Source organism: Janthinobacterium sp. SUN137 (assembly GCF_030587265.1).
Lineage (GTDB): Bacteria > Pseudomonadota > Gammaproteobacteria > Burkholderiales > Burkholderiaceae_D > Janthinobacterium > Janthinobacterium kumbetense.
Genome location: NZ_JAPWHZ010000005.1, coordinates 164,907 through 186,702, shown reverse-complemented (window position 1 = coordinate 186,702; position 21,796 = coordinate 164,907). Strand labels below are relative to the sequence as shown.

At 63.3% G+C, this 21,796-nt stretch carries 19 protein-coding genes; 11 read left to right on the top strand and 8 right to left on the bottom strand.

The window, feature by feature from the left end; genetic code table 11:
• Window positions 1-3 precede the first annotated feature (3 nt).
• The 10 genes from O3298_RS24855 to O3298_RS24810 all read left to right on the top strand — a co-directional run bounded on the left by O3298_RS24855 (window position 4) and on the right by O3298_RS24810 (window position 10,122).
• Entirely contained in the window at window positions 4-909 is a 906-nt protein-coding gene (locus O3298_RS24855; RefSeq protein WP_305060785.1) for a prephenate dehydrogenase/arogenate dehydrogenase family protein, read from the top strand.
• Between the two features lie 18 nt (window positions 910-927).
• Window positions 928-2,283, top strand: coding sequence for a 3-phosphoshikimate 1-carboxyvinyltransferase (gene aroA / locus O3298_RS24850; RefSeq protein ID WP_099665146.1), 1,356 nt, complete (start codon window positions 928-930; stop codon window positions 2,281-2,283).
• Window positions 2,284-2,298: 15 nt separating this feature from the next.
• Entirely contained in the window at window positions 2,299-2,967 is a 669-nt protein-coding gene (gene cmk / locus O3298_RS24845; protein ID WP_305060784.1) for a (d)CMP kinase, read from the top strand.
• A gap of 141 nt (window positions 2,968-3,108) precedes the next feature.
• Window positions 3,109-4,821, top strand: a complete 1,713-nt coding sequence (gene rpsA / locus O3298_RS24840; protein ID WP_071650172.1) for a 30S ribosomal protein S1 — start codon at window positions 3,109-3,111, stop codon at window positions 4,819-4,821.
• A gap of 17 nt (window positions 4,822-4,838) precedes the next feature.
• On the top strand, window positions 4,839-5,144 hold the full coding sequence (locus O3298_RS24835) for an integration host factor subunit beta (protein ID WP_008446215.1): 306 nt from the start codon (window positions 4,839-4,841) through the stop codon (window positions 5,142-5,144).
• Between the two features lie 124 nt (window positions 5,145-5,268).
• Window positions 5,269-5,571 (top strand): lipopolysaccharide assembly LapA domain-containing protein, encoded by a 303-nt coding sequence (locus tag O3298_RS24830; protein ID WP_077400759.1) that lies wholly within the window; start codon window positions 5,269-5,271, stop codon window positions 5,569-5,571.
• Window positions 5,572-5,617: 46 nt separating this feature from the next.
• Complete coding sequence (lapB, locus tag O3298_RS24825; RefSeq protein ID WP_077400762.1) at window positions 5,618-6,793, top strand: lipopolysaccharide assembly protein LapB; 1,176 nt, start codon at window positions 5,618-5,620, stop codon at window positions 6,791-6,793.
• A 139-nt stretch (window positions 6,794-6,932) separates the two neighbouring features.
• Window positions 6,933-8,300, top strand: coding sequence for a UDP-glucose/GDP-mannose dehydrogenase family protein (locus O3298_RS24820; protein ID WP_305060783.1), 1,368 nt, complete (start codon window positions 6,933-6,935; stop codon window positions 8,298-8,300).
• Entirely contained in the window at window positions 8,297-9,250 is a 954-nt protein-coding gene (rfaE1, locus tag O3298_RS24815; protein ID WP_077400769.1) for a D-glycero-beta-D-manno-heptose-7-phosphate kinase, read from the top strand. The genes O3298_RS24820 and rfaE1 overlap by 4 nt, the downstream gene beginning before the upstream one ends.
• Before the next feature lie 164 nt (window positions 9,251-9,414).
• A complete protein-coding gene (locus O3298_RS24810; protein ID WP_099665143.1) occupies window positions 9,415-10,122 on the top strand; it encodes a helix-hairpin-helix domain-containing protein in 708 nt (235 codons plus the stop codon).
• Window positions 10,123-10,207: 85 nt separating this feature from the next.
• Here the strand turns inward: O3298_RS24810 and O3298_RS24805 are convergent, their stop codons facing one another.
• From O3298_RS24805 to O3298_RS24790, 4 genes are all read right to left on the bottom strand, one after another.
• Complete coding sequence (locus O3298_RS24805; protein WP_305060782.1) at window positions 10,208-11,053, bottom strand: sterol desaturase family protein; 846 nt, start codon at window positions 11,051-11,053, stop codon at window positions 10,208-10,210.
• Window positions 11,054-11,130: 77 nt separating this feature from the next.
• On the bottom strand, window positions 11,131-11,889 hold the full coding sequence (locus O3298_RS24800; protein ID WP_305060781.1) for a PEPxxWA-CTERM sorting domain-containing protein: 759 nt from the start codon (window positions 11,887-11,889) through the stop codon (window positions 11,131-11,133).
• Between the two features lie 230 nt (window positions 11,890-12,119).
• Window positions 12,120-13,685 (bottom strand): phospholipase D family protein, encoded by a 1,566-nt coding sequence (locus O3298_RS24795; protein ID WP_305060780.1) that lies wholly within the window; start codon window positions 13,683-13,685, stop codon window positions 12,120-12,122.
• A 125-nt stretch (window positions 13,686-13,810) separates the two neighbouring features.
• Window positions 13,811-15,580 carry an FAD-dependent oxidoreductase gene (locus O3298_RS24790; protein WP_305060779.1) on the bottom strand — a complete coding sequence of 590 codons (1,770 nt, stop codon included), beginning with the start codon at window positions 15,578-15,580 and terminating at the stop codon, window positions 13,811-13,813.
• Window positions 15,581-15,832: 252 nt separating this feature from the next.
• Here O3298_RS24790 and cysM point away from each other — a divergent pair, with 252 nt between their 5' ends.
• Window positions 15,833-16,735, top strand: coding sequence for a cysteine synthase CysM (gene cysM, locus O3298_RS24785; RefSeq protein ID WP_035825682.1), 903 nt, complete (start codon window positions 15,833-15,835; stop codon window positions 16,733-16,735).
• Between the two features lie 100 nt (window positions 16,736-16,835).
• On the opposite strand, the gene O3298_RS24780 is transcribed toward cysM, so the two are convergent.
• From O3298_RS24780 to O3298_RS24765, 4 genes are all read right to left on the bottom strand, one after another.
• Window positions 16,836-17,168, bottom strand: coding sequence for a hypothetical protein (locus O3298_RS24780; protein WP_034751784.1), 333 nt, complete (start codon window positions 17,166-17,168; stop codon window positions 16,836-16,838).
• A 438-nt stretch (window positions 17,169-17,606) separates the two neighbouring features.
• The gene (gene mltB, locus O3298_RS24775) at window positions 17,607-18,785 is read right to left on the bottom strand and encodes a lytic murein transglycosylase B (protein ID WP_369811629.1); all 1,179 of its coding nucleotides are present in this window, start codon (window positions 18,783-18,785) and stop codon (window positions 17,607-17,609) included.
• Entirely contained in the window at window positions 18,776-20,797 is a 2,022-nt protein-coding gene (locus tag O3298_RS24770) for a DUF3488 and transglutaminase-like domain-containing protein (protein ID WP_305060778.1), read from the bottom strand. The genes mltB and O3298_RS24770 overlap by 10 nt, the downstream gene beginning before the upstream one ends.
• A complete protein-coding gene (locus O3298_RS24765; protein ID WP_305060777.1) occupies window positions 20,794-21,792 on the bottom strand; it encodes a DUF58 domain-containing protein in 999 nt (332 codons plus the stop codon). The genes O3298_RS24770 and O3298_RS24765 overlap by 4 nt, the downstream gene beginning before the upstream one ends.
• Window positions 21,793-21,796: the final 4 nt, after the last annotated feature.

Below are 21,796 nucleotides of genomic sequence, written 5' to 3'. Positions count from 1 at the left end.
GCCATGACGACGCCTGCACTGAAGAAGGTCGTCATTTTTGGCGTAGGCCTGATCGGCGGATCGTTCGCGCGCGCCTTGAAACACGCGGGCGCGGTTCAAACCGTAGTCGGCATGGGCCGCTCGCCCGCCTCGATGGTGCGCGCGCTCGAACTGGGTATCATCGACGAAATCGGCGGCGATATGGCGCAAGCCTTGCTTGGCGCCGACCTTGTGCTGCTGGCCGCGCCCGTGGCGCAGACGGGTCCCATCCTGGCATCCATCGCGCCGCACCTGCAGCCCGGCACCATCGTCACCGATGGGGGCAGCACGAAGAGCGACGTGGTGGCGGCCGCGCGCGCGGCGCTCGGCGGCAAGGTGGGCCAGTTCGTGCCCGGCCACCCGATCGCGGGGCGCGAGACGAATGGTCCCGACGCCGCCATCATTGATCTGTATCAAGGCAAGAAAGTGGTGCTCACGCCGCTGGCGGAAAACGCAGCGGACGACGTCGAGCGCGTGGCGGCCGCCTGGCGTGCCTGCGGCGCCATCCTGCACACGTTGACGCCCGAAGAACATGACAAGGTGTTTGCCGCCGTCAGCCATCTGCCGCATTTGCTGGCCTTTGCGCTGGTCGACGATATCGCCAACAAACCGCACGCGGGCCTGCTGTTTCAATACGCGGCCAGCGGCTTTCGCGACTTTACACGCATCGCCGGCTCATCGCCGGAAATGTGGCGCGACATCAGCCTGGCCAACCAGCCGGCGCTGCTGCACGAACTGGACGCCTACCTGGCGCAGTTGACGACCTTGCGCGCCCACCTGGCCGCGCACGACGGCGCCGCCATCGAGGACGTGTACGCGAACGCCCAGCACGCGCGGCAGCAATGGATCGAGGCGATCGAGACGGCGGAAGCTCCCGCGCCCGCACAATAAATACTCAAGGATTCCAGCATGACCCAGACCAAGCACTACCCCCACCATATCGACTTGAAGCCGGTGATGCACGCCGAGGGCACGGTGCGCTTGCCCGGCTCGAAAAGCATTTCCAACCGCGTGCTGCTGTTGGCCGCGCTGGCCAAGGGCACGACGAAGATCGTCGACTTGCTCGCTTCCGACGACACCTTCGTCATGCTGACGGCCCTGACGTCGCTGGGCGTCAAATGGACGCAGGACGAGTTGCAGGGCGACCCGGCCACCGCGCACCAGATCCACCACGTGGAAGGCTGCGGCGGCGTATTCCCGCACCACGAGGCTGACCTCTTCATGGGCAATGCGGGCACGGCGATCCGCCCGCTGACGGCGGCGCTGGCCGTCATCGGCGGCGACTACACCTTGCACGGCGTGTCGCGCATGCACGAGCGCCCGATCGGCGACCTGGTCGACGCGCTGAACGCCGTCGGCACGCAGATCGAATATACGGGCGAGCAGGGCTTCCCGCCGCTGCGCATCCGCCGCGGCCACATCCACGCGCAGCGCATCGCCGTGCGCGGCAACGTGTCGAGCCAGTTCCTGACGGCCCTCTTGATGGTGGCGCCGTTGATGGCGCGCGACCATGCCGTCACCATCGATGTCACGGGCGAGCTGATTTCGAAGCCGTACATCGAGATCACGCTGAACCTGATGCGCCGTTTCGGCGTGACGGTCGAACATGACGGCTGGCAGTCGTTCACCGTGCAGCCGGGCCAGCAATACCAAAGCCCGGGCACCATCCACGTGGAAGGCGACGCTTCGTCGGCCTCGTATTTCCTGGCGGCCGGCGCCATCGGCGGCGGTCCCGTGCGCGTGGAAGGCGTGGGGCGCGACAGCATCCAGGGCGACGTGCGCTTCGTCGAAGCCTTGCAGCAGATGGGCGCGACCATCACCATGGGCGAGAACTGGATCGAAGCCCGTTCCAACGGCGTCCTGAAAGCCGTCGACATGGACTTTAACCACATTCCCGACGCGGCCATGACGATCGCCGTGGCCGCCCTGTACGCGGACGGCACCAGCACCTTGCGCAATATCGCCAGCTGGCGCGTAAAAGAGACGGACCGCCTGGCCGCCATGGCAACGGAACTGCGCAAGCTGGGCGCGGAAGTGGAAGAGGGCGCCGATTACCTGCGCGTGACGCCGCCGGCGCAGATTCTTGCCGCCACCATCGACACGTATGATGACCACCGCATGGCCATGTGCTTTTCGCTGGCTTCGCTGGACGGCGCCGCGCGCCGCGGCAACGAGATGCGCATCAACGACCCGAAATGCGTGGCCAAGACCTTCCCCGAGTATTTCGCCGCCTTCGCGGGGATTGCCAAAGACACTTTGATTTAATTGATTGCTAACACTATGCCGACCTCCAACATCCCAGTCATCACCATCGACGGCCCTACCGCTTCCGGCAAGGGCACGGTGGCGCACCGCGTGGCAGACAAGCTGGGCTTTCATTACCTGGACTCGGGCGCGCTGTACCGCCTGACGGCCTTGAGCGCGCTGCGCCGCGGCACGGACTTGCGCGACGAGCACGCGCTGGCCAAGCTGGCCGAACACTTGCCCTGTCATTTTGCGGGCGGCGAGATCCTGCTGGCGCATGAAAATGTCACCGAGCAGATCCGTGCCGAAGAAGTGGGGAATACGGCGTCGAAAATTGCCGTATTGCCAACGGTTCGCCATGCCTTGGTCGGTTTGCAGCTGGGCTTTCGCAAGACGCCGGGCCTGGTGGCCGATGGGCGCGATATGGGCACGGTGATCTTCCCGCATGCCCCATTGAAGGTGTTCCTGACCGCCAGCGTCGAGGCGCGCGCGCAACGGCGCTACAAGCAATTGATAGACAAGGGTTTTTCTGCTAATATGGAAGACCTTCTGATGGATTTGCAGGCGCGGGACGAACGTGATACTCACCGTGCGATTGCGCCGCTGGTCCCCGCGGAAGGGGCGCATGTCCTCGATACCTCGGCCATGACGGCAGATGATGCTGTTGAAACCGTGTTGAAATGGTATGCCGCAGTTGCAAAATAAGCAGCAAAATAGCGTGTATTGATGTGTAGTGCGTGCTATGTGGTGCCCGTTGACGGCTCCTGGCCTGTCCGGGTGTGTCAAAAACCTAACCCAGTTTAAGTCGCATCGTGCGATCTCTGCTGGATAACCTGTGTGAACCCTATGTCTACTGTTACAACTAACGAATCTACCGGTATGGAAAGTTTTGCTGCGCTCTTCGAGGAATCGTTGTCGCGTCAAGATATGCGCTCCGGCGAAGTTATTTCCGCTGAAGTCGTGCGCCTCGACCACAATTTCGTGATCGTGAACGCTGGCCTCAAATCCGAAGCATTCATCCCTGTCGAAGAATTCAAGAACGACCACGGCGAACTGGAAGTCAAAGTTGGTGACTTCGTTTCCGTGGCGATCGAATCGCTGGAAAACGGTTTCGGCGATACCATCCTGTCGCGCGACAAAGCCAAGCGTCTGGCTTCGTGGCTGGCTCTGGAAAAAGCGATGGAATCGGGCGAAATCGTCGTCGGTACCGTCAATGGTAAAGTCAAAGGCGGTCTGACCGTGTTGACCAACGGCATCCGTGCATTCCTGCCGGGCTCGCTGGTTGATACCCGTCCTGTCAAAGACACCACCCCATTCGAAGGCAAAACCCTCGAATTCAAAGTGATCAAGCTGGATCGCAAGCGTAACAACGTGGTTCTGTCCCGCCGCGCCGTCATCGAAGCTTCGATGGGCGAAGAGCGTCAGAAACTGATGGAAACGCTGAAAGAAGGCACGGTCGTGACCGGCGTCGTCAAAAATATCACCGACTACGGCGCGTTCGTGGATCTGGGCGGTATCGATGGCCTGCTGCACATCACCGACCTGGCATGGCGCCGTGTACGTCACCCGTCGGAAGTTCTGACGGTTGGCCAGGAAATCACCGCCAAAGTCCTGAAGTACGATCAAGAGAAAAACCGTGTTTCGCTGGGCGTGAAACAACTGGGCGACGATCCTTGGACCGGTCTGTCCCGTCGTTACCCACAAAGCACCCGTCTGTTCGGTAAAGTAACGAACCTGACCGACTACGGCGCGTTCGTTGAAGTGGAGCAGGGTATCGAAGGTCTGGTACACGTTTCCGAAATGGACTGGACGAACAAAAACGTTGCTCCTAACAAAGTTGTCCAACTGGGCGACGAAGTAGAAGTGATGGTTCTGGAAATCGACGAAGAGCGTCGTCGTATTTCGCTGGGCATGAAACAGTGCAAAGCCAATCCATGGGACGACTTCGGTGTTACCCATAAGAAAGGTGACAAAGTCCGCGGCGCGATCAAATCGATCACCGACTTCGGCGTGTTCATCGGCCTGGCCGGCAACATCGACGGTCTGGTGCACCTGTCCGACCTGTCCTGGACCGAAACCGGCGAAGAAGCCGTGCGTCGCTTCAAGAAAGGTGACGAACTGGAAGCCATCGTTCTGGCCATCGACGTTGAGCGCGAGCGCGTTTCCCTGGGCGTCAAGCAACTGGAAGGTGACCCATTCAACAACTTCGCAGCCATGAACGACAAAGGCTCGCTGGTAACCGGTACCGTTAAATCGGTTGAGCCTAAAGGCGCCGTGATCCAACTGTCCGAAGAAGTTGAAGGCTACCTGCGCGCTTCCGAAATCTCGCGCGACCGCGTTGAAGATGCTGGTACGCACCTGAAAGTCGGCGACACCGTCGAAGCAATGGTTCTGAACATCGACCGTAAAGCCCGTGGTATCCAACTGTCGATCAAAGCGAAAGACAACGTTGAAACCCAGGAAGCCATGCAGAAGATGGCAGCTACCGACAACAACGCAGCTTCGGGCACCACCAGCCTGGGCGCCTTGTTGAAAGCTAAGTTCGATAACAAGAACTAAGACTGCGGATACGGCAGATGACAAAGTCCGAGCTGATCAACCGCCTCGCTGAGCGTTATTCTCAGCTGGTGGCGAAAGATGCGGAGTATGCCGTCAAGACCATTCTCGATGCGATGACCAACGCCCTGGCGACTGGTCAGCGTATCGAGATCCGCGGTTTTGGCAGTTTTGCCCTGAACAGCAGGCCCCCGCGCATCGGCCGCAACCCGAAATCCGGCGACAAGGTGATGGTTCCCGAAAAACGGGTACCCCACTTCAAGCCGGGCAAACAGTTGCGCGAGCGGGTGGACGCGATGGTCGGACAACCGATCATCGAGGATTAATCGTCTGCTGGAAGGCGACACAAAGAGCGGCGTCCTTGGATGCCGCTTTTTTTTGTTAATATGTTCTAAGTTTATGCCCTGTCGGCATTCACACCACCTTGTGTAGCTTTCTTTGGACCTATCGATGAAAATCATCTCCACCATCGTTGGCTGTGTTCTCTTCGTCCTGTTCTTCAGTTTTGCGCTGAAGAATGCGCAGGTTGTCGACCTGCATGTTTTCCTCAATTATGAAATTCGCGGCCCCCTGGTCCTGATGCTGCTGGGCTTTTTTGTCGCCGGCGCCAGCCTGGGCGTACTGGCCCTGACGCCGACCGTGTTCCGTCACCGCCGCGAAGCGAGCAAGCAAAAAACCACCATTGCCGCGCTGCAAACCGTTGGCGTGGCCAGCAATGTCCAGCCGCAACCGGACAGCGTGAGCGCGCAGTAAGCGGCGCCATCGCTCCTATCTCTCTTACTCGAATAAAAACAATCGCATGGATTTTGAACTCTGGTGGCTCTTGGGTATCCCCGTGTTTTTCGCGCTGGGCTGGATTGCCGCGCGTGTTGACATTCATCAACTGGTGTCAGAATCGCGCAGCCTGCCGCGCAATTACTTCAAGGGCTTGAATTTCCTGCTCAATGAGCAGCATGACAAGGCCATCGACGCCTTCATCGAAGTCGTCAAGCTGGACCCGGAATCGGCCGATATGCACTTTGCGCTGGGCAATTTATTCCGCCGCCGCGGCGAGACGGAGCGCGCCATCCGCGTGCACCAGAATTTGCTGGCGCGCCCGGACTTGCCGCTGGAGCAGCAGGGCCATGCCGCCTATGAACTGGGCATGGATTACCTGAAGGCGGGTCTGCTGGACCGCGCCGAAGAAACCTTCAACAGCCTGGTCGACACGCAATATGCGGCCCAGGCGCGCCGCGCGCTGCTGGAAATCTACCAGCGCGAAAAGGAATGGCCACGCGCCATCGAAGCGGCCGTGGGCTTGCAGGAATCGGGCGCCGGCGCGCGCCAGAAGGAAATCGCCCAGTTCTATTGCGAACTGGCGCATGACGCGCTGGTGCACATGAAGCCGGACGAAGCCATGCCGCTGCTGGAAAAAGCCTTGCAGACGGACCGCAAGAGCGTGCGCGCCACCATCCTGACGGGCGACGTGCTGCTGGCGCGCGGCGACGTGGAAGGCGCGCTGACCACCTGGCGCCGCGTGGAGCAGCAAAGCGTGCCGCACGTGGCCCTGGTGGCGCAGCGCCTGATGGACGGTTATACCAAGCTGGGCCGTCCACAGGAAGGCGTCAACCTGCTGCGCTCCTACCTGGAAGAGGCGTCGTCGATCGACCTGATCGAAGTCGTCTTCAAGGCCGTCATCGAGCTCGACGGCGTGGAAGCGGCGAAACAGCTGGTCAGCGCCGAGCTGCGCCGCACGCCGACTTTGCTGGGCCTGGATAAACTGCTGGAAGCGCGCATGATGGATGCGCCGGCCGCCATCTGGTCGGAGCTGTCGATGGTGAAAAACCTCGTGCACGGCTATACGCAGAAGCTGGCCCGCTACCAATGCAGCCACTGCGGCTTCAAGGCGCGCCAGTTCTATTGGCATTGCCCGGGCTGCAACAAGTGGGAAACCTATCCGCCGCGCCGCACGGAAGAACTCAACGTCATGAATTAGTCGTGCCCAGCACAGGGCCCATGGCTGCGTTGCAGCGCCTCGCCGTACTATTCGTACTGTCTTCGGCGCCGCGCCTCGCCCTGAACCCTGTGCTGTGCACTTGCAGGTCAGATATATATATTACAAATACGGCACAACCATGAAAATCACCATTATCGGCACGGGCTATGTGGGCCTCGTGACGGGCGCCTGCCTGGCGGAGCTGGGCAATGACGTCTTTTGCCTCGACCTCGACGTACAGAAGGTCGCCTTGCTCAACAGCGGCGGCATCCCCATCCATGAGCCGGGCCTGGAAGAAGTCGTGGCGCGCAACCGCGCCGCCGGCCGCATGACCTTTTCCACCGACGTCGAGGCTGCCGCCGCGCACGGCGTGATGCAATTCATCGCCGTCGGCACGCCGCCCGATGAAGACGGTTCGGCCGACCTGCAATACGTGCTGGCCGCCGCGCGCGGCATCGGCAAGTACATGACGGACTTCAAGGTCATCGTCGACAAGTCCACCGTGCCCGTCGGCACGGCCGAAAAAGTGCGCGTCGCCATCCAGGGCGAACTCGATGCGCGCGGCGTGGCCGCCACGTTCTCGGTGGCGTCGAATCCGGAATTCCTCAAGGAAGGCGCGGCTGTCGAAGACTTCATGCGCCCGGACCGCATCGTCATCGGCGTCGACGCCACGCCGGACGGCGAACGCGCGCGCGAATTGCTGAAAAGCCTGTACGCGCCGTTCAACCGCAACCACGAGCGTACCTACTGGATGGACGTGCGCTCCGCCGAATTCACGAAATATGCTGCCAACGCCATGCTGGCCACGCGCATCTCGTTCATGAATGAGCTGGCGAACCTGGCCGACAAGGTGGGCGTCGATATCGAAGCCGTGCGCCACGGCATCGGTTCCGACCCGCGCATCGGCCACAGCTTCCTGTATGCCGGTTGCGGCTACGGCGGTTCCTGCTTCCCGAAAGACGTGCAGGCGCTCGAGCGCACGGCGCGCGGCCACGGCCAGGAATTGCTGATCCTGCGCGCCGTCGAAGCCGTCAACGACCAGCAAAAGCAGGTGCTGGGCCGCAAAGTGGTCGCTCGCTTCGGCGAAGACTTGACGGGCCGGCATTTTGCCGTCTGGGGCCTGGCCTTCAAGCCGAATACGGACGACATGCGCGAAGCGTCGGCCCGCGTGCTGCTGGCCGACTTGCTGGGGCGCGGCGCCACGGTGGCCGTGTACGACCCCGTCGCCATGGCCGAGGCGCGCCGCGTGCTGCAACTGGACTTGACGCCGGAGCAACTGGCGAAGGTGCGCTTTGCCGACAGTCCGAAGGATGCGCTGCAGGACGCCGATGCGCTGGTCATCGTGACCGAATGGAAAGCCTTTCGCAGCCCCGACTTCGAGCAGGTCAAGGCGCGCCTGAAGCAGGCCGTCGTCTTTGACGGGCGCAACCTGTTCGAGCCGGCCGTCATGGCCGAGAATGGCATTGAATACCACGGGATCGGCCGCTCGATCCTGACGCGCGCATGAGCGCCCAAGAGGTGGTCGCCTTGACGGCGCCGGCCGCGTTGGCCCAGGTACGCCTGCTGGTGGTGGGCGATGTGATGCTGGACCGCTACTGGTTCGGCGACGTCAGCCGTATTTCGCCGGAAGCGCCCGTGCCCATCGTGCGCATCGAAAAGCGCGAGGAACGCCTGGGCGGCGCGGCCAACGTGGCGCGCAACGCGGCCGCGCTGGGCGCGAAGACGAGCTTGCTCGGCGTGGTGGGCGACGACGAGGCCGGCAGCCAGGTCGAGCGTCTGCTCGAAGGCGGCGGCATCCACAGCTATCTGCAGCGCGACGCAGCCATTTCCACCATCATCAAGCTGCGCGTGATCGGCCGCCAGCAGCAGATGCTGCGCATCGACTTCGAGGATGCGCCCAGCGATACGGTGCTGCGCGACAAGCTGGCGCAGTTCAATGCGCTGCTGCCCCACTATGACGTGGTGATCCTGTCCGACTACGCCAAGGGCAGCCTGGTGAACGTGGCCGAGATGATCAAGGCGGCCAGGGCCGCCGGCAAGATCGTCATGGTCGACCCGAAAGGCGATGATTTCAGCCGCTATTCAGGTGCGTCAGTGCTCACTCCGAACAAGTCCGAACTGCGCCGCGTGATCGGCAGCTGGAATACGGAGGAGCAACTCACGGAGCGCGCGCAGCAGATGCGCGCGCAACTGGGCCTGGACGCCTTGCTGCTGACCCGTTCCGAAGAAGGCATGAGCTTGTACACGGCCGATGAGGTGCTGCACATGCCGACCGATGCGCGCGAAGTGTTCGACGTCTCGGGCGCCGGCGACACGGTGATCGCCACCATGGCAGCCATGCTGGGGGCCGGCATGGCCCTGGGCGACGCCGTGCGCACGGCCAACCGCGCCGGCGGCATCGTCGTCGGCAAGCTGGGCACTGCCACCGTCACCCGCGACGAGCTGTTTTCGCAGTAATATGTTGTATCGCCTGCGCCGGACCGTTTGATCTGGCGCAGGTTTTCCCGCAGTTCCGCAGTCCCATCTTGTCAACCGTATCACGCTACAGCCGTTAAGCCGTTAAGGCGCTGTTCCTCCCTTGCGTTCGAGTCATCTTGAAACCACATCACGGAGAGATACCCATGTTCAAAAAAATACTGCTGGCCATCGCCACCCTGATCGCGACGATGGGCTTTGCCTTTGCCCAGGTCGATGTCAACAAGGCGGACCAGGCGGCACTCGACAGCGTCAAGGGCATCGGCCCCGTCACGTCGAAAGCCATCGTCGATGAGCGCGCCAAGGGCGGCGCCTTCAAGGATTGGGCCGATTTCGAAAGCCGCGTAAAAGGTATCGGCCCGAAAAGCTCCGTGAAACTGTCGGAAGCGGGCTTGCAAGTGAATGGCCAGGCCAAGTCCGGCGCGCCAGCGGCACCCGCTCCGGCGGCGAAAGCTGCCCCGGCAAAAAAGGATGCTGCAGTGAAGGAAGTTGCAGCGAAAGAAGCCGCACCGAAGCCAGCTGCTGCGACCGACACCGCTGCGGCACCAGCCAAGTCGGCCGCTGAAGCGAAGAAGGAAGCTGCTGCCGCCAAGAAAGAAGCCAAGGCCGCTGCCGCTGCCGCCAAGAAAGAAGCCGCCGCCAAGGCAGTGCCTGCTGCTGCGCCGGCTCCCGCTGCTGCCGCGGCCGATGCCGCCCCTGTGAAAACGGCTGCCGAAACGAAGAAGGAAGCGGCTGCTGCGAAGAAAGCGGCAACGGCGGCCAAGAAAGAAGCCAAGGCTGCGGAAGCGGCTGCGAAGAAGGAAGCCAAACTGGCTGCTGCCGACGCGAAGAAGGCAGAAGCCGAGAAAAAGTAAGCGTGTTGCTGTAAAGCGTGTTGCGTGGTGGTGCCGCGCAGCACGAGAAGAAAGCCCCGCGTGGTACCGGCCGCGCGGGGTTTTTTTATTCCGCGGCCGGAACTTCCCGCTTGCCGGTGGGCCGGAATGGCGCCGCCAGTTGCCCGGCCAACGACTTCGGCATGTGCGCCTCGATGCCGCAGGCATCGGGCCATGTGCGCGGCAAGTGATGGGTGCCGAACACCCGGTCCAGCACGGGCAGGGTCGACGCATAGTTGCGGTTGATGTGTTCGAACTTGCTGTGGTGCCAGTGGTGGAAGGCGGGCGTGGCCACCAGCCATTCCAGCGGGCCGAAGCGCCAGCGCAGGTTGGCGTGGATGAAGAACCCCCAGACGGTGCCGATCAGCAGCAAGAGCACGGGTGCCGCGCTGCCTGCCGCGCCGGGGCCGGCCAGGCCCAGCAGATACAGCGGTGTCAGGCCGAACAGGCGCGTGATGACCATGTCGACGGGATGGGTGCGCGTATTGGCGAGGAAATACAGCTGTTCCGTGCTGTGGTGCACGGCATGGTAGCGCCACAGCCATGGAATTTCATGGCTGAGCCTATGCCCCCAGTAAGTGCCGACTTCGCCGATCAGCAAGCCCAGCAGAAGCTTGCCCCACAGGGGCAGGGTAGACAAGGTGGCGGGGATGGCGTCCGGCAGCAGGTGCTGGCCGGCGACGGCGAGCAGGGCCAGCGGCGCGGCCAGCAAGGCGGCCGGCAGCAGGCTGCTGATGAAATAAAAGCCCAGGTCGCTGAACAGTTCCGTGCGGGAGCGCCCCGCGTGGCGTTCGCCAAAGAAGCGCTCGAGCGGCACGAAGATCACGGTTAGCAGCACCAGCCACAGGCTCAGGCGCAGCACATCGATGGCGATGCCGGGCAGGTGGGTTTGCAGGGTGTGCAGCAGGCTCATTTCATTCCGTCAGGTAAGAAGCAAAAAAATCCGGACAAAGCTGGGCTGGTCCGGATTCTGTCACGCGCGCTGGCGGCTCAGACTGCTACAGCAGCCTTGCGGCGGCGTGCCATGAACCCCAGAAGGCCCAAGCCGCCGATCAGCATGCCCCAGGTCGACGGTTCCGGTACGGCCGACACCAGCGAGACGCCGTCGAGCAGCATGAATGGCGGCGCGCCGGACGGGCTGCCCTTGGCCATGAACGACAGCAATTCGCTGCTGTCCGTGGCCGTGAAGGTCATGCTGGCCTGGTGCCAGCCCGTGAAACCCTGGCTGACGTTGGCCAGGGATGCGGTCTGCTGTTTGCTGTTGCCCAGCGACACATCCCAGTAATTGACCAGGTTATCGCCACGGAAGCCCACTTGCTGGGCCGCGCCGTAGGAAAAGCTCAGGGTGTAGGCCTGGCCGGGGATCAGACCGCTGACTTGCTGCGTGACGGGGCCGGGAAAGTAATCCCAGTCGGCCGCCAGCACATTGCCGCCTGTCGGACTGGCGCCAAGGCCGTTTTGCGGGCCGTGGCCGCTGTACGAATTCGGACCCCACAAGGCCAGCGCCGTTGCGGCGTTGGTGTCGTCGATGTTGTTACCGTTCAAGACGAAGTTATAGCCTTTGCTGGACCAGTCGCTCAGGTAGGTGCGGTCCGCGCGCGCGTACGTGCCTTCGTTCAGCTGTTTCGAGGTGCCGTTGCTGGTCAGTTCGAAATCGCCATTCTTGACCAGATTGGTCGTGGCGGCCTGGGCGGTGGTGACGCACAGGGAAGCGACGGCCAGCACCAGCAAGGTAGATGTTTTACGCATGATAAAGCTCCAAAAGTGACAGGGTAGTGTTGCAGTCTGTCGGCGAGCTTTTGGCCAACGTTTATTCAATCGCGGAAGGGGCGAGAAAGGTACTTCAGGGACAGCGGTGGTGTCCCGTCGAAGCGATTATAGCAGCGTTTGGCAAAACAGCATCTAACATGTCTCGAAAACAACAAATATTTTTATATGGTAATCTTGCCAGGATTAAAGTTTTTACATGCCGCGCACGCCTACAGCTGCGATTCGATCGGCAGCCAGCGCATCACGGACACCAGCGTGCGGCGCCAGAAGCCGGCTTCGGGATCGTGCGTCCACACCTTGGCGGGCTCTTCGGTAGCATCGGACCAGCGCAGGGCGCCGTTGTCGAGGAACACGCGGTAGCTGGTGTCGCTGGCCGTCGAATGCTGGAACAGCGCGCGCATGTCGGCCGCCAGCGCGGCATCGTCGAACAGCACGCCCATTTCCGTATTCAGCTGGGCCGAGCGGGGATCGAGGTTGAAGGAGCCGACGAAACCGCGCTGGCCATCCACCACGACGGCCTTGGTATGCAGGCTGGCGCGGCTCGACCCCATCAGGCTGATGCGCTTGCGGTGCAGGGTCTTCAATTCATACAGCTCGATGCCGCCGCCCAGCAGCGCCTGGCGGTAGCGCGCATAGCCCGCATGCACGAGGGCAACGTCGGTGGCGGCCAGCGAGTTGGTCAGCACCTGGACCTGGACGCCGGCGGCAACCTTTTCACTCAGGGTCTGCGTCAGTTCCGCGCCGGGCACGAAGTATGGCGAGGTCAGCAGTGCTTCCTCGCGCGCGTCCGTCAGCAGGGGCAGCAAGCTGTGCATGAGCCAGTGCTCGCTGCGCTGCAAACTGGCCACGGGCGCGGCTTTTTCCGGCGGGTCCGACAACACTTGCACGTGCGTGCTCCAGTGCAGGCGCAGGCGGCCATCGAGGTGGGCTTGCAGCTGGCCCGCATCGGTCAGCTGGCGCAGGTAGGGCGAGGCACCCAGTTCACCGGTCAGCGCGTCGAGGCGGGCGCGCACGGCCTGCAATTCGGGAGCGCCCGCGTTCTTGCCAGCGTGCAAGGCGCTGATGGGAATGACGGCGCGGCTGTTCCAGAAGCGGTCGAAGATGTCGCTCGTCTGCTGCACGGCGGGGCCCACCAGCAGCAAGTCCGCATCCTGGAAATTGACTTGTTCTGCGGCATCGAAGTATTCATCGCCGATATTGCGTCCGCCGACGAGGGCGACCCTGCCGTCGACGATCCAGGCCTTGTTGTGCATGCGCCGGTTCAGGCTGACGGCGCGCAAGGCCATTTCCATGGCGCGCAGCCAGATGCCGTCGCGGTTGCGGCCCGGATTGAAGATGCGCACGTCGATCAGCGGGTGGCTGTCGAGCGCCAGGATGGCGGCGTCCTGGCCCCGCGCGTTGATATCGTCGAGCAACACGCGCACGCGCACGCCACGGTCGGCCGCGCGCAGCAGTTCGCGCACGAGCAGGCGTCCCGTGACGTCGTTATGCCAGATGTAGTATTGCAGGTCGATGCTGCGGCCCGCTTCGCGCGCGCTCAGGGCGCGCAGGGCGAACGCTTCCAGGTTGTCGTCGATCAGCGCCGTGCCGCTGTGGCCCGGGCGTTGCGCCAGCTGCGGCGCCAGCACGCGGTCGAGTAGGGTGGCATCCGCCGCCACGGCCAAGGCCATCCCTGGCGCACCCAGCGACCGCTCGGCGAAACGCCCGTAGCTGTACAGGGCGGCGATGCTGAGCACTGTAAACAAGGTGGCCAGCAGCAACAGTTTGACGAGCATGCGGCGCACCGTCAGCGGACCGCGGGCATGCTGCGGCGCGAGGAAAGCTTGGCGGTGTGGGGCATGCGGACTCTTTCAGCTGGATGGCAACAGCCGATTGTAGCAGTTTCTACAATGCACGATTTTCAGGCGGAGCCCGCCGGCAACCGCGCCAGGAAGCCGTGAATCTGCGACACCACGGCCGCCCCTTCGCCGACGGCGGCGGCCACGCGCTTGGTGGAACCGGCCCGCACGTCGCCGATGGCGAACACGCCCGGCACGCTCGTTTCCAGGGCAGCCCGCTCGGGCAAGTCCGGCGGCGGGTAGGCTAAATGCGACGCATGGCCATGCGCGCGGCATTCGGCGCGCGTGACGTCGAAGCCCGTGCGGATGAAGCCCTGTTCATCGACGGCCACGGCGCAGTCGTGCAGCCAGTCCGTGTTCGGATCGGCGCCGACGAAGAGAAACACGCGGCGCACGGCGCAAGCGGCTTCCTCGCCCGTGCGGTTGTTGCGCCAGCGCACCTCCGTCAATCCATCGTCGTCGCCTTCGAGGGCGATGATTTCCGTGTGCGTGTGCAAGGTGATGTTGGGCGTGGCGGCGATGCGCTCGATCAAATAGCTCGACATGCTGGCCGCCAGCCCTTCGCCGCGGATCACCATGTGGACCTTGGCGGCGTGGCCGGAGAGAAATACGGCCGCCTGGCCGGCCGAATTGCCGCCGCCGACCAGGATGATCTCTTCCTGCCGGCACAGCTTGGCTTCGATGGGCGAAGCCCAGTAATACACGCCCCGTCCCTCATACGTTTTCAGGTTGGCCAGCGAGGGGCGGCGATAGCGCGCGCCGCACGACAGCACCACCGTGCGGGCCCGCACCTGCGTGCCGTCGCACAGGTTGACGCGCAGGGGCCAGGTGTCGCACAGCAAATTGGCGGCGCTGGCCGGCGTGGCGATTTCGACGCCGAATTTTTGCGCCTGCACATAGGCGCGCCCCGCCAAGGCGCGGCCAGAGATGCCGGTGGGAAAGCCCAAATAATTTTCGATGCGCGCGCTGGCGCCCGCCTGGCCGCCGTACGCGCGCTGCTCCAGCGCCAGCACGGTGAGACCTTCGGAAGCCGCATACACGGCCGTGGCCAGGCCGGCAGGGCCGGCGCCCACCACCAGCACGTCAAAGATCTTGTCGCCGGACAAATCGGGCAGCATGCCCAGGCAGCGCCCCAGCGCCGCATTGCCGGGATTCTTCATGATCTTGCCGTCCGGACAGACCACCAGCGGCCATTCCTGCGGCGTGGGCTGGTAGCGCCCGGCCAGCGCGGTGGCGGCCGCATCCGTGGCCGGATCGAGCACCGTGTGCGGATGGCCATTGCTAGACAGAAAACTTTGCAGGTGGAACAGATTGCCGTTGCCGCGCGGCCCCACCAGCACGGGGCCGCCCGAGTTGGATTCGATCAGCGCCACGCGGCGCAGGATCAGGGCGCGCACGATGCGTTCGCCCATCTCCGCCTCGGCCACGATCAGCGCGCGCAAGGATTCCGAGCTGATGTCGAGCAATTCCACGGCGCCCACGGCGCTGCCGTTGACGAGGGTGGGGCGGCCGGACAATTGCGCCACTTCGGCAATGAAGTGGCCGACGCCCACTTCGCGCAGCTGCGACGCCTGCCCCAGCACCTCATGACGCTTGATGCTGACCCGCCCGGACAATATCACCAGCATGCCGAAGCTGCTGCTGCCCGCCTCGAACAGCGTATCGCCATCGGCAAAACGCCGCCGCGTGCCATAGCGCTGCAAGCGCTGCAGTTCGAGCGCGGTGAAGACGGGCGAGATCTGGTGGCTGCGGCCCTGCAAGTCGAGCGTGGCAAACTGGACGGGATCGTCCTGCGTCGTTTCGGGAATGAATTCGGGTGTGTTGCTGGCCATGGCGAGTCCGTTCGGAGGCTGAATAAGCAAATAACAAAAATAACTAACAGTGGCGAGTCTAGCGCATGCGGCGCGCGCCTGCCGCAATCGCCCTTGTACACGCCCGGAAACGGCAGCGCGGCAGGCGCCGTGCGGGATGCGGCGGCGCAGCCGGACGCGCACGCAGGCCCGGATGCAGGCGCCGATGAGCGATACGCCACCCAGCATCTCATATTAGAATGGGTCTTTGTTGAATCTACTCAAACAGACACGATGGCTTACAAGACACTTGAAGATACGATAGGCAATACCCCGCTGGTGCAGCTGACGCGCTTGCCGGGTGCCGATGCGCTTGCGCGCAACAACGTCATCCTTGGCAAGCTGGAGGGCAATAATCCGGCCGGCTCCGTGAAGGATCGCGCCGCCATGTCCATGCTCAAGCGCGCTGAAGAGCGCGGCGTCATCAAGCCGGGCGATACCCTGATCGAGGCGACCAGCGGCAATACGGGCATCGCGCTGGCCATGGCCGCCGCCTTGCGCGGCTACAAGATGCTGCTCCTGATGCCGGACAATCTCAGCGTGGAGCGCCGCCAGAGCATGGCCGCCTACGGCGCCGACATCCTGTTGACGCCGAAGACGGGCGGCATGGAATATGCGCGCGACCTGGCCGAGCAGATGCAGAAGGATGGCCGCGGCGTGATCCTCGACCAGTTCGCCAACGAAGACAATTCGCGCGCCCACTATGAAAGCACGGGGCCGGAAATCTGGCGCGATACCAATGGCCAGGTCACGCATTTCGTCAGCGCCATGGGCACGACGGGCACCATCATGGGCGTGTCGCGCTATTTGAAGGAGCAGAATCCCGCCATCCAGATCATCGGCGCCCAGCCCGAGGAAGGTTCGCAGATTCCCGGCATCCGCAAGTGGCCGGAAGCGTACTTGCCGAAAATCTATGACAAGTCGCGCGTGGACCAGGTGGAATACGTGAGCCAGGGCGTGGCCGAACGCATGGCGCGCAGCCTGGCGGCGGAAGAGGGCTTGTTCTGCGGCATCTCGGCTGCCGGCGCGTGCGAAATCGCGCTGCGCATCTCGCAAACGGTGGAAAACGCGACGATCGTGTTCGTCGTCTGCGACCGTGGCGACCGCTATCTGTCGACCGGCGTGTTTCCTGCTTGATAGTTGATACGGGAAAATAATATCGGCCAGAACGGCCTGAGAACTGCTGGAAATACCCCCTCCCCATGGCGGGGAGGGAAAACCTGCGCAACTGGCAGGATCAGCCTTGTGGCGTTTCGCCTTCTTTTGGCTTGAATTGCTTGTCGCTGATGCGGAATTTGTTGCGGCGGTCACCCATCAGGTAACGCAGGTCGCGGATGCTCAGGTCGCTGACTTCGTGCATGCGGATCAGCAGCGATGCGCCGACCGGCAGGCGGTGGTGGCGGATTTTGCTGATGACTGGTGGCGCTACTTCCAGCGCGCGGGACAGGGCTGCGTCGTTTTTCAGGCGCAGGTTTTCGATCAGGGTATCGAGCAATCTGTTTGGGTTGTATTGAAGCAGATCGTCGGAGTCCGAATCGCTGTTCATATCAATGCCGACTTGGTTTGTCATGATGTTATTGTTCCTTCTGTAGTTGCACTGCAAAGTAAAAAACACTCGGAGCTCGCTCTTGCTGCGTTCATGTTCATTCTTTACTAAAAGGAACGAATTCACACACGGTACGATCCGGGATACAGTTTTTCGTAATATATACACAATTGTACAACAGGATTCAATTTCAGGCCGGAAAGCCCAGTAATCTTGCTTTGTACAAAATAGGTGTTGTCTTGTTGCAACACCTATTTATTCTTTATTATGCTCTATGATAGAACAAAAATTGTACTTTGACAAAAGTTAAGTATAAAACCATTTCCGTATTCCGTGCCGCACAAAGGCTGGCGAGCAAGGCTGGCACATGTTATCGGCCCTACCATAGACTTGTTTTCTGGTCGCTTCAACATCCCTTACGCTTTCTTACAAGTAATATTATAACTTTACACCGACTTTCAGTTAGCGTGCGCGCACTTGACTGATGGCCTTGCCCAAGTCGATCACTGACATGGCATAAAAATAACTTCTGTTGTACTGAGTTATAGCAAAGAAGTTATTGGTTGCCAAGTGATACTCAGTTGCTTCTGAACCATTTTGCAGATCGATCAGGCCGAACAACATGTTTTGCGGCGTGGACGGGGCGGCGCTCACGCCGGCCTCCTGCAATTCCGCCAGCCGGTACTTGGCTTGCAAGCCCTGGCCGATGAATTTTTCCCAGGCGCGGCTGGCAGAGACGGTGACGGGATAGGTGCTGATGACGGGATCGTCGCGCCGCCAGCCGTGCTCGACGAGGAAATGCGCGACGCTGCCGATGGCGTCGGCCGTGGAATTGCGCAGGTCGATGTGACTATCGCCATCGAAGTCCACCGCATATTTCATGATGCTGCTAGGCATGAACTGGGGCAAGCCGATGGCGCCTGCATACGAGCCGAGCAGGGTCAAGGGATCGATGCCATCCTTGCGCGCATACAGCAGCGCGTTTTCCAGTTCTCCCTTGAAAAACTCCATGCGCGCGGCGCGGGTCGGGCTTTCCGGATAGGAAAACGCCAGGGTGGTCAGCGCGTCGAGCACGCGGAAGCGGCCCGTGTTGCGTCCGTACACCGTTTCCACGCCGATGATGCCGACGATGATTTCGGCCGGCACGCCATACTCGCGTTCGGCGCGCGCCAGCGCTTCCGCGTTTTCTTCCCAGAATTTCACGCCCGCATTGATGCGCACCGGCTCGATGAAGCGGGCGCTGTACGCTTGCCAGTTCTTCGGCTTGCCCGGCGGGGCCGGCTTCATCAGTTGCACGGTCGATTCGACATAGCGCACCTTGCCGATCAGGGTATCGAGTTCGGCGCGGTTAAAACCATGCTTGGCGGACATGTCGTCGAGGAAGGCGCGTACTTCTTTCCAGTTGGCATAGTCGACAAATTCGCCCTCGAAGTCGAATTTCGCCGGTGCTTTCTTCGCCGCCGGCTTGCCGGCAACCTTCTTGACGGGCTGGGCCTTGGCCGCGCGCACGGCGCGGGCGCGGTCGGCGTCGGAAATATTGCTGTTTTCGCCAGCGTGCGCGGTGGACAGGCACAGGGGAAGGGAGAGGAGCAGGGACAGGGCGGAGGTTTTGATCGGTAACAAGGAGCGTCTCATCGGCATTGGGTTAACAGGCGGCGCAAGCTGCGCCGCGCGCGGAGTTGTTCGTCTGGGTTGGCATTACCATACTTCATCGCGGCATAGATTGCCAGAAACTGTGCGATGGCGGCGTGCGCTTCTTGTGTGGCCTTGCCTGCGGCCAATCTGGCAGCATAACCGTGCGGGCCTTCATGCGGCGCACGGCTGTAGCCGCGCCGCGCCTGCCGCTGGCAAAACTGCGCGTACAGGGCGTCGAGCGGATCGCCTTGTCGCGCCTGCCGCCACCAGACCAGTGCGCCGGCCAAGGCTGACAGCAGGGCCAGCACGGCGCAAGCGACTGCCAGCTTCTTTGCCGGCACGTTTTTCAAGCCATCGAGCATGGCGCGCCGGCGTTGCGGCGTGGTGTCGAGCACCCAGCTGCTCCAAGCTTGCTCGGCTTGCTGCCATTGCTGGCGCCACGCGGCAAGCGCTGCGTGCGCGCCGCCGTCGAGGCCGGCCAAGGCGCGCCATGCCGTCAGCGGCGACGGGGCCGGCGGCAGGGCGGCATCGAGGTTGCGCTCCGTGCGCAGGGGCGCGACGGCGCTGGTGGGATCGACGCGCACCCAGCCTTGGCCCGCCAGCCACACTTCGCTCCACGCATGGGCGTCGGACTGGCGCACGCTCAGGCTGTTGTCCGTCGCGCCATGCAGGCCGCCCTGGTAACCGGTGACGACGCGCGCGGGAATGCCCATGGAGCGCATCAGCACGACAAAGCTGCCCGCGTAATGTTCGCAAAAGCCCGCTTGCGTGGCAAACAGGAAGTCGTCGACGCCATGCTTGCCCAGCAGCGGCGGCTGCAGGGTGTAGCGGAAGGGTGCGCGGCGGAAGTGTTCGAGCACGGCGGTGATGGCGTCGGCGGGCGCCAGCGCCTGCGCGCCATGGCCGCGCAATGCGCGGGCCCAGGCCACGCTGCGCGGATTGCTGCCGGCAGGCAATGCCAGCCAGGGCTGCTGTTGGGCAAAAGTCAGGCTGGCCTGCAAGCGGTAGCGGGGCTGGGAACTGACGCGGTAACGTACGGTCGAAGTAATGGGCTGTATGGTCAGCACTTCCAGCGCGGACGACACGACGTACGGATTGCCGGGCAAGCGTTCGATGCTGCGCGGCACGTCGAGCGCGAAGATGCGCCGCTGGCCGCTCGCTTGCAACGTCACTTCGTACTGGCTGGGCTGGCCTTCCAGGGCGATGTCTATCCGGCTGTCGCTGGCAGGCGTGCGCTGGCCGGCGCCCCTGCGCGTCCAGGTGGCGCCGTCGAAGTCGCCCAGCACCACGCCGCGCCAATACAGCTGGTCTTGCGGCGGGAGCGGCGTGCTGAAACGGGCTGTGAGGACGGGTTCGCTTGACAGGGCCAGCGAAGCGATGGCGCCAGGCTGCATGCTGTCAGACAAGCCCGTGCGCGCCTGCGTGCCTTCTGGTGCCGCGCCCCACAGGGGGCCGTCGACGCGTGGCACGGCAAGAAACATCACGGCTGACAGGGGGAGGGCCAGCGCCAGCATGCGCCCCAGCAAGCCCAGCCTGTGCGCCAGCCGTGGTTGCACGGCGCCATACTGGGATGACAGCAGGCCGGCCAGCAGGACGATGACGGTAGCCAGCATCCAGGCGGCGCTGACGATGCCTTGCGCATGAAAGAAGTTTGCCAGCAGGAGGAAAAAACTGAGGAAGACAAACACGAAGATGTCGCGCCGGCCATGCATTTCCAGCGATTTCAAGGCCAGCAGCAAGGCCAGCATGGCTACGCCCGCATCGCGTCCCAGCACAGTGCCGTAGCTGACATAGACGGCGGCGATGCCGAGCAAGGCCAGCGGCGCGAGCACGGCCAGCCGCGGCTGGCGCCGGCCCCGCACGGTGATGAAGGCGCGCCACAGCAGGGGCGCGGCGGCGGCGGCCGACAGCCACACAGGCAGGTGCAGCGCGTGCGGCGCCAGCACCATGGCGGCGGCCAGCAACAGCAGCAGGATGTCGGCCTTGTCGCGCGGCAAGTTGGCTAGCCATTGCCTCATGGCATGGCCTCGTCCTGTGGCAAATCGTGCAGGGCCAGCGCGCGCAGGCAGGCGTCGCGCTGGTGGGCGCCCAGGGCCGGCGCCATGGTCAGCGTGCCCAGGCGCAAGCCGTATGGCAGGCCCGTGCGTTCCGCCTGCAGCACCCAGGCGGCCAGGCGCGACAATCGCGCTTCCGGCGCCAGCGCGTGCAGGGCGGCGTGCTCGAGCGCGATGCTGTCAGGGGCGTCTCCCGTTGGCGCGTCGGCGGCTGGCTGGAATTGCTTGCTGAATAAATGCTCGCCGTCATGGCGGGCGATCTGGCGCCAGGCCAGGCGCCGCAGCGGGTCGCCCGCTTGGTAGGCGCGCACGCCCGCCAGTTCCACTGCCAGTTCCAGGGCGCCATCGGACGTGCGTGGCCGTGCTTTCTGCCGTGTCTGCTGTACTGTGCCGGCCGGCAAGGGCAGCGGCGGCGCGTTGTGCTCGGGCTGCGGATACACGAGCACGCGCGCCTCGGGCTGCCAATGGCACCAGGCGATAAACAGGCCCAGCGGGAAACTGCCGGACAGGCGCACCGGCGGGGCAATCACCCATCCACGTTGCCGCGCCGCAACGACGATGGTGACGGCCGTTTCCCCGTGGGCGGCGATGTCGACCGGGCCGGGCGCCGCCGCCGAATCGCGCATGGCCAGGTGGATCGCATGGCGCGGACGCGTGCTGCGGTTGATCAGGCGCAAGGTGAACGTGGCTTGGCTGCCCGCGAACACGGGATTGTCCGGCGTGGCGGCCAACGCCAGGCCCGCCAGGTTACGGCTGGCAAACAGCATGTCGGCGATGGCGCAGGCGGCCGCGAAACAGGTCAGCGCGTAGCCCAGGCCCAGGCGGTAGTTGACGGCGGCGATCCACAGCGCCAGCAGCAGCGCGGCAAAGGCCAGGCCCGCGCGCGAGGGACGGATGTGCACGCGCTGCGCGCCCAGCCAGGGGCGCGCCGGCAGCCAGCGGATGGTGCGCAGGCGCACGGCT

What these genes read in the sequence shown, in the direction of transcription:
- lapB (WP_077400762.1), top strand. Translation starts at nt 5,618, where the DNA reads ATGGATTTTGAACTCTGGTGGCTCTTGGGTATCCCCGTGTTTTTCGCG.
- mltB (WP_369811629.1), bottom strand. Translation starts at nt 18,785, where the DNA reads ATGCCGATGAGACGCTCCTTGTTACCGATCAAAACCTCCGCCCTGTCC.
- O3298_RS24780 (WP_034751784.1), bottom strand. Translation starts at nt 17,168, where the DNA reads ATGACAAACCAAGTCGGCATTGATATGAACAGCGATTCGGACTCCGAC.
- aroA (WP_099665146.1), top strand. Translation starts at nt 928, where the DNA reads ATGACCCAGACCAAGCACTACCCCCACCATATCGACTTGAAGCCGGTG.
- cmk (WP_305060784.1), top strand. Translation starts at nt 2,299, where the DNA reads ATGCCGACCTCCAACATCCCAGTCATCACCATCGACGGCCCTACCGCT.
- O3298_RS24820 (WP_305060783.1), top strand. Translation starts at nt 6,933, where the DNA reads ATGAAAATCACCATTATCGGCACGGGCTATGTGGGCCTCGTGACGGGC.
- O3298_RS24790 (WP_305060779.1), bottom strand. Translation starts at nt 15,580, where the DNA reads ATGGCCAGCAACACACCCGAATTCATTCCCGAAACGACGCAGGACGAT.
- rpsA (WP_071650172.1), top strand. Translation starts at nt 3,109, where the DNA reads ATGTCTACTGTTACAACTAACGAATCTACCGGTATGGAAAGTTTTGCT.
- O3298_RS24770 (WP_305060778.1), bottom strand. Translation starts at nt 20,797, where the DNA reads ATGAGGCAATGGCTAGCCAACTTGCCGCGCGACAAGGCCGACATCCTG.
- O3298_RS24795 (WP_305060780.1), bottom strand. Translation starts at nt 13,685, where the DNA reads ATGCTCGTCAAACTGTTGCTGCTGGCCACCTTGTTTACAGTGCTCAGC.
- O3298_RS24835 (WP_008446215.1), top strand. Translation starts at nt 4,839, where the DNA reads ATGACAAAGTCCGAGCTGATCAACCGCCTCGCTGAGCGTTATTCTCAG.
- cysM (WP_035825682.1), top strand. Translation starts at nt 15,833, where the DNA reads ATGGCTTACAAGACACTTGAAGATACGATAGGCAATACCCCGCTGGTG.
- rfaE1 (WP_077400769.1), top strand. Translation starts at nt 8,297, where the DNA reads ATGAGCGCCCAAGAGGTGGTCGCCTTGACGGCGCCGGCCGCGTTGGCC.
- O3298_RS24855 (WP_305060785.1), top strand. Translation starts at nt 4, where the DNA reads ATGACGACGCCTGCACTGAAGAAGGTCGTCATTTTTGGCGTAGGCCTG.
- O3298_RS24805 (WP_305060782.1), bottom strand. Translation starts at nt 11,053, where the DNA reads ATGAGCCTGCTGCACACCCTGCAAACCCACCTGCCCGGCATCGCCATC.
- O3298_RS24810 (WP_099665143.1), top strand. Translation starts at nt 9,415, where the DNA reads ATGTTCAAAAAAATACTGCTGGCCATCGCCACCCTGATCGCGACGATG.
- O3298_RS24800 (WP_305060781.1), bottom strand. Translation starts at nt 11,889, where the DNA reads ATGCGTAAAACATCTACCTTGCTGGTGCTGGCCGTCGCTTCCCTGTGC.
- O3298_RS24830 (WP_077400759.1), top strand. Translation starts at nt 5,269, where the DNA reads ATGAAAATCATCTCCACCATCGTTGGCTGTGTTCTCTTCGTCCTGTTC.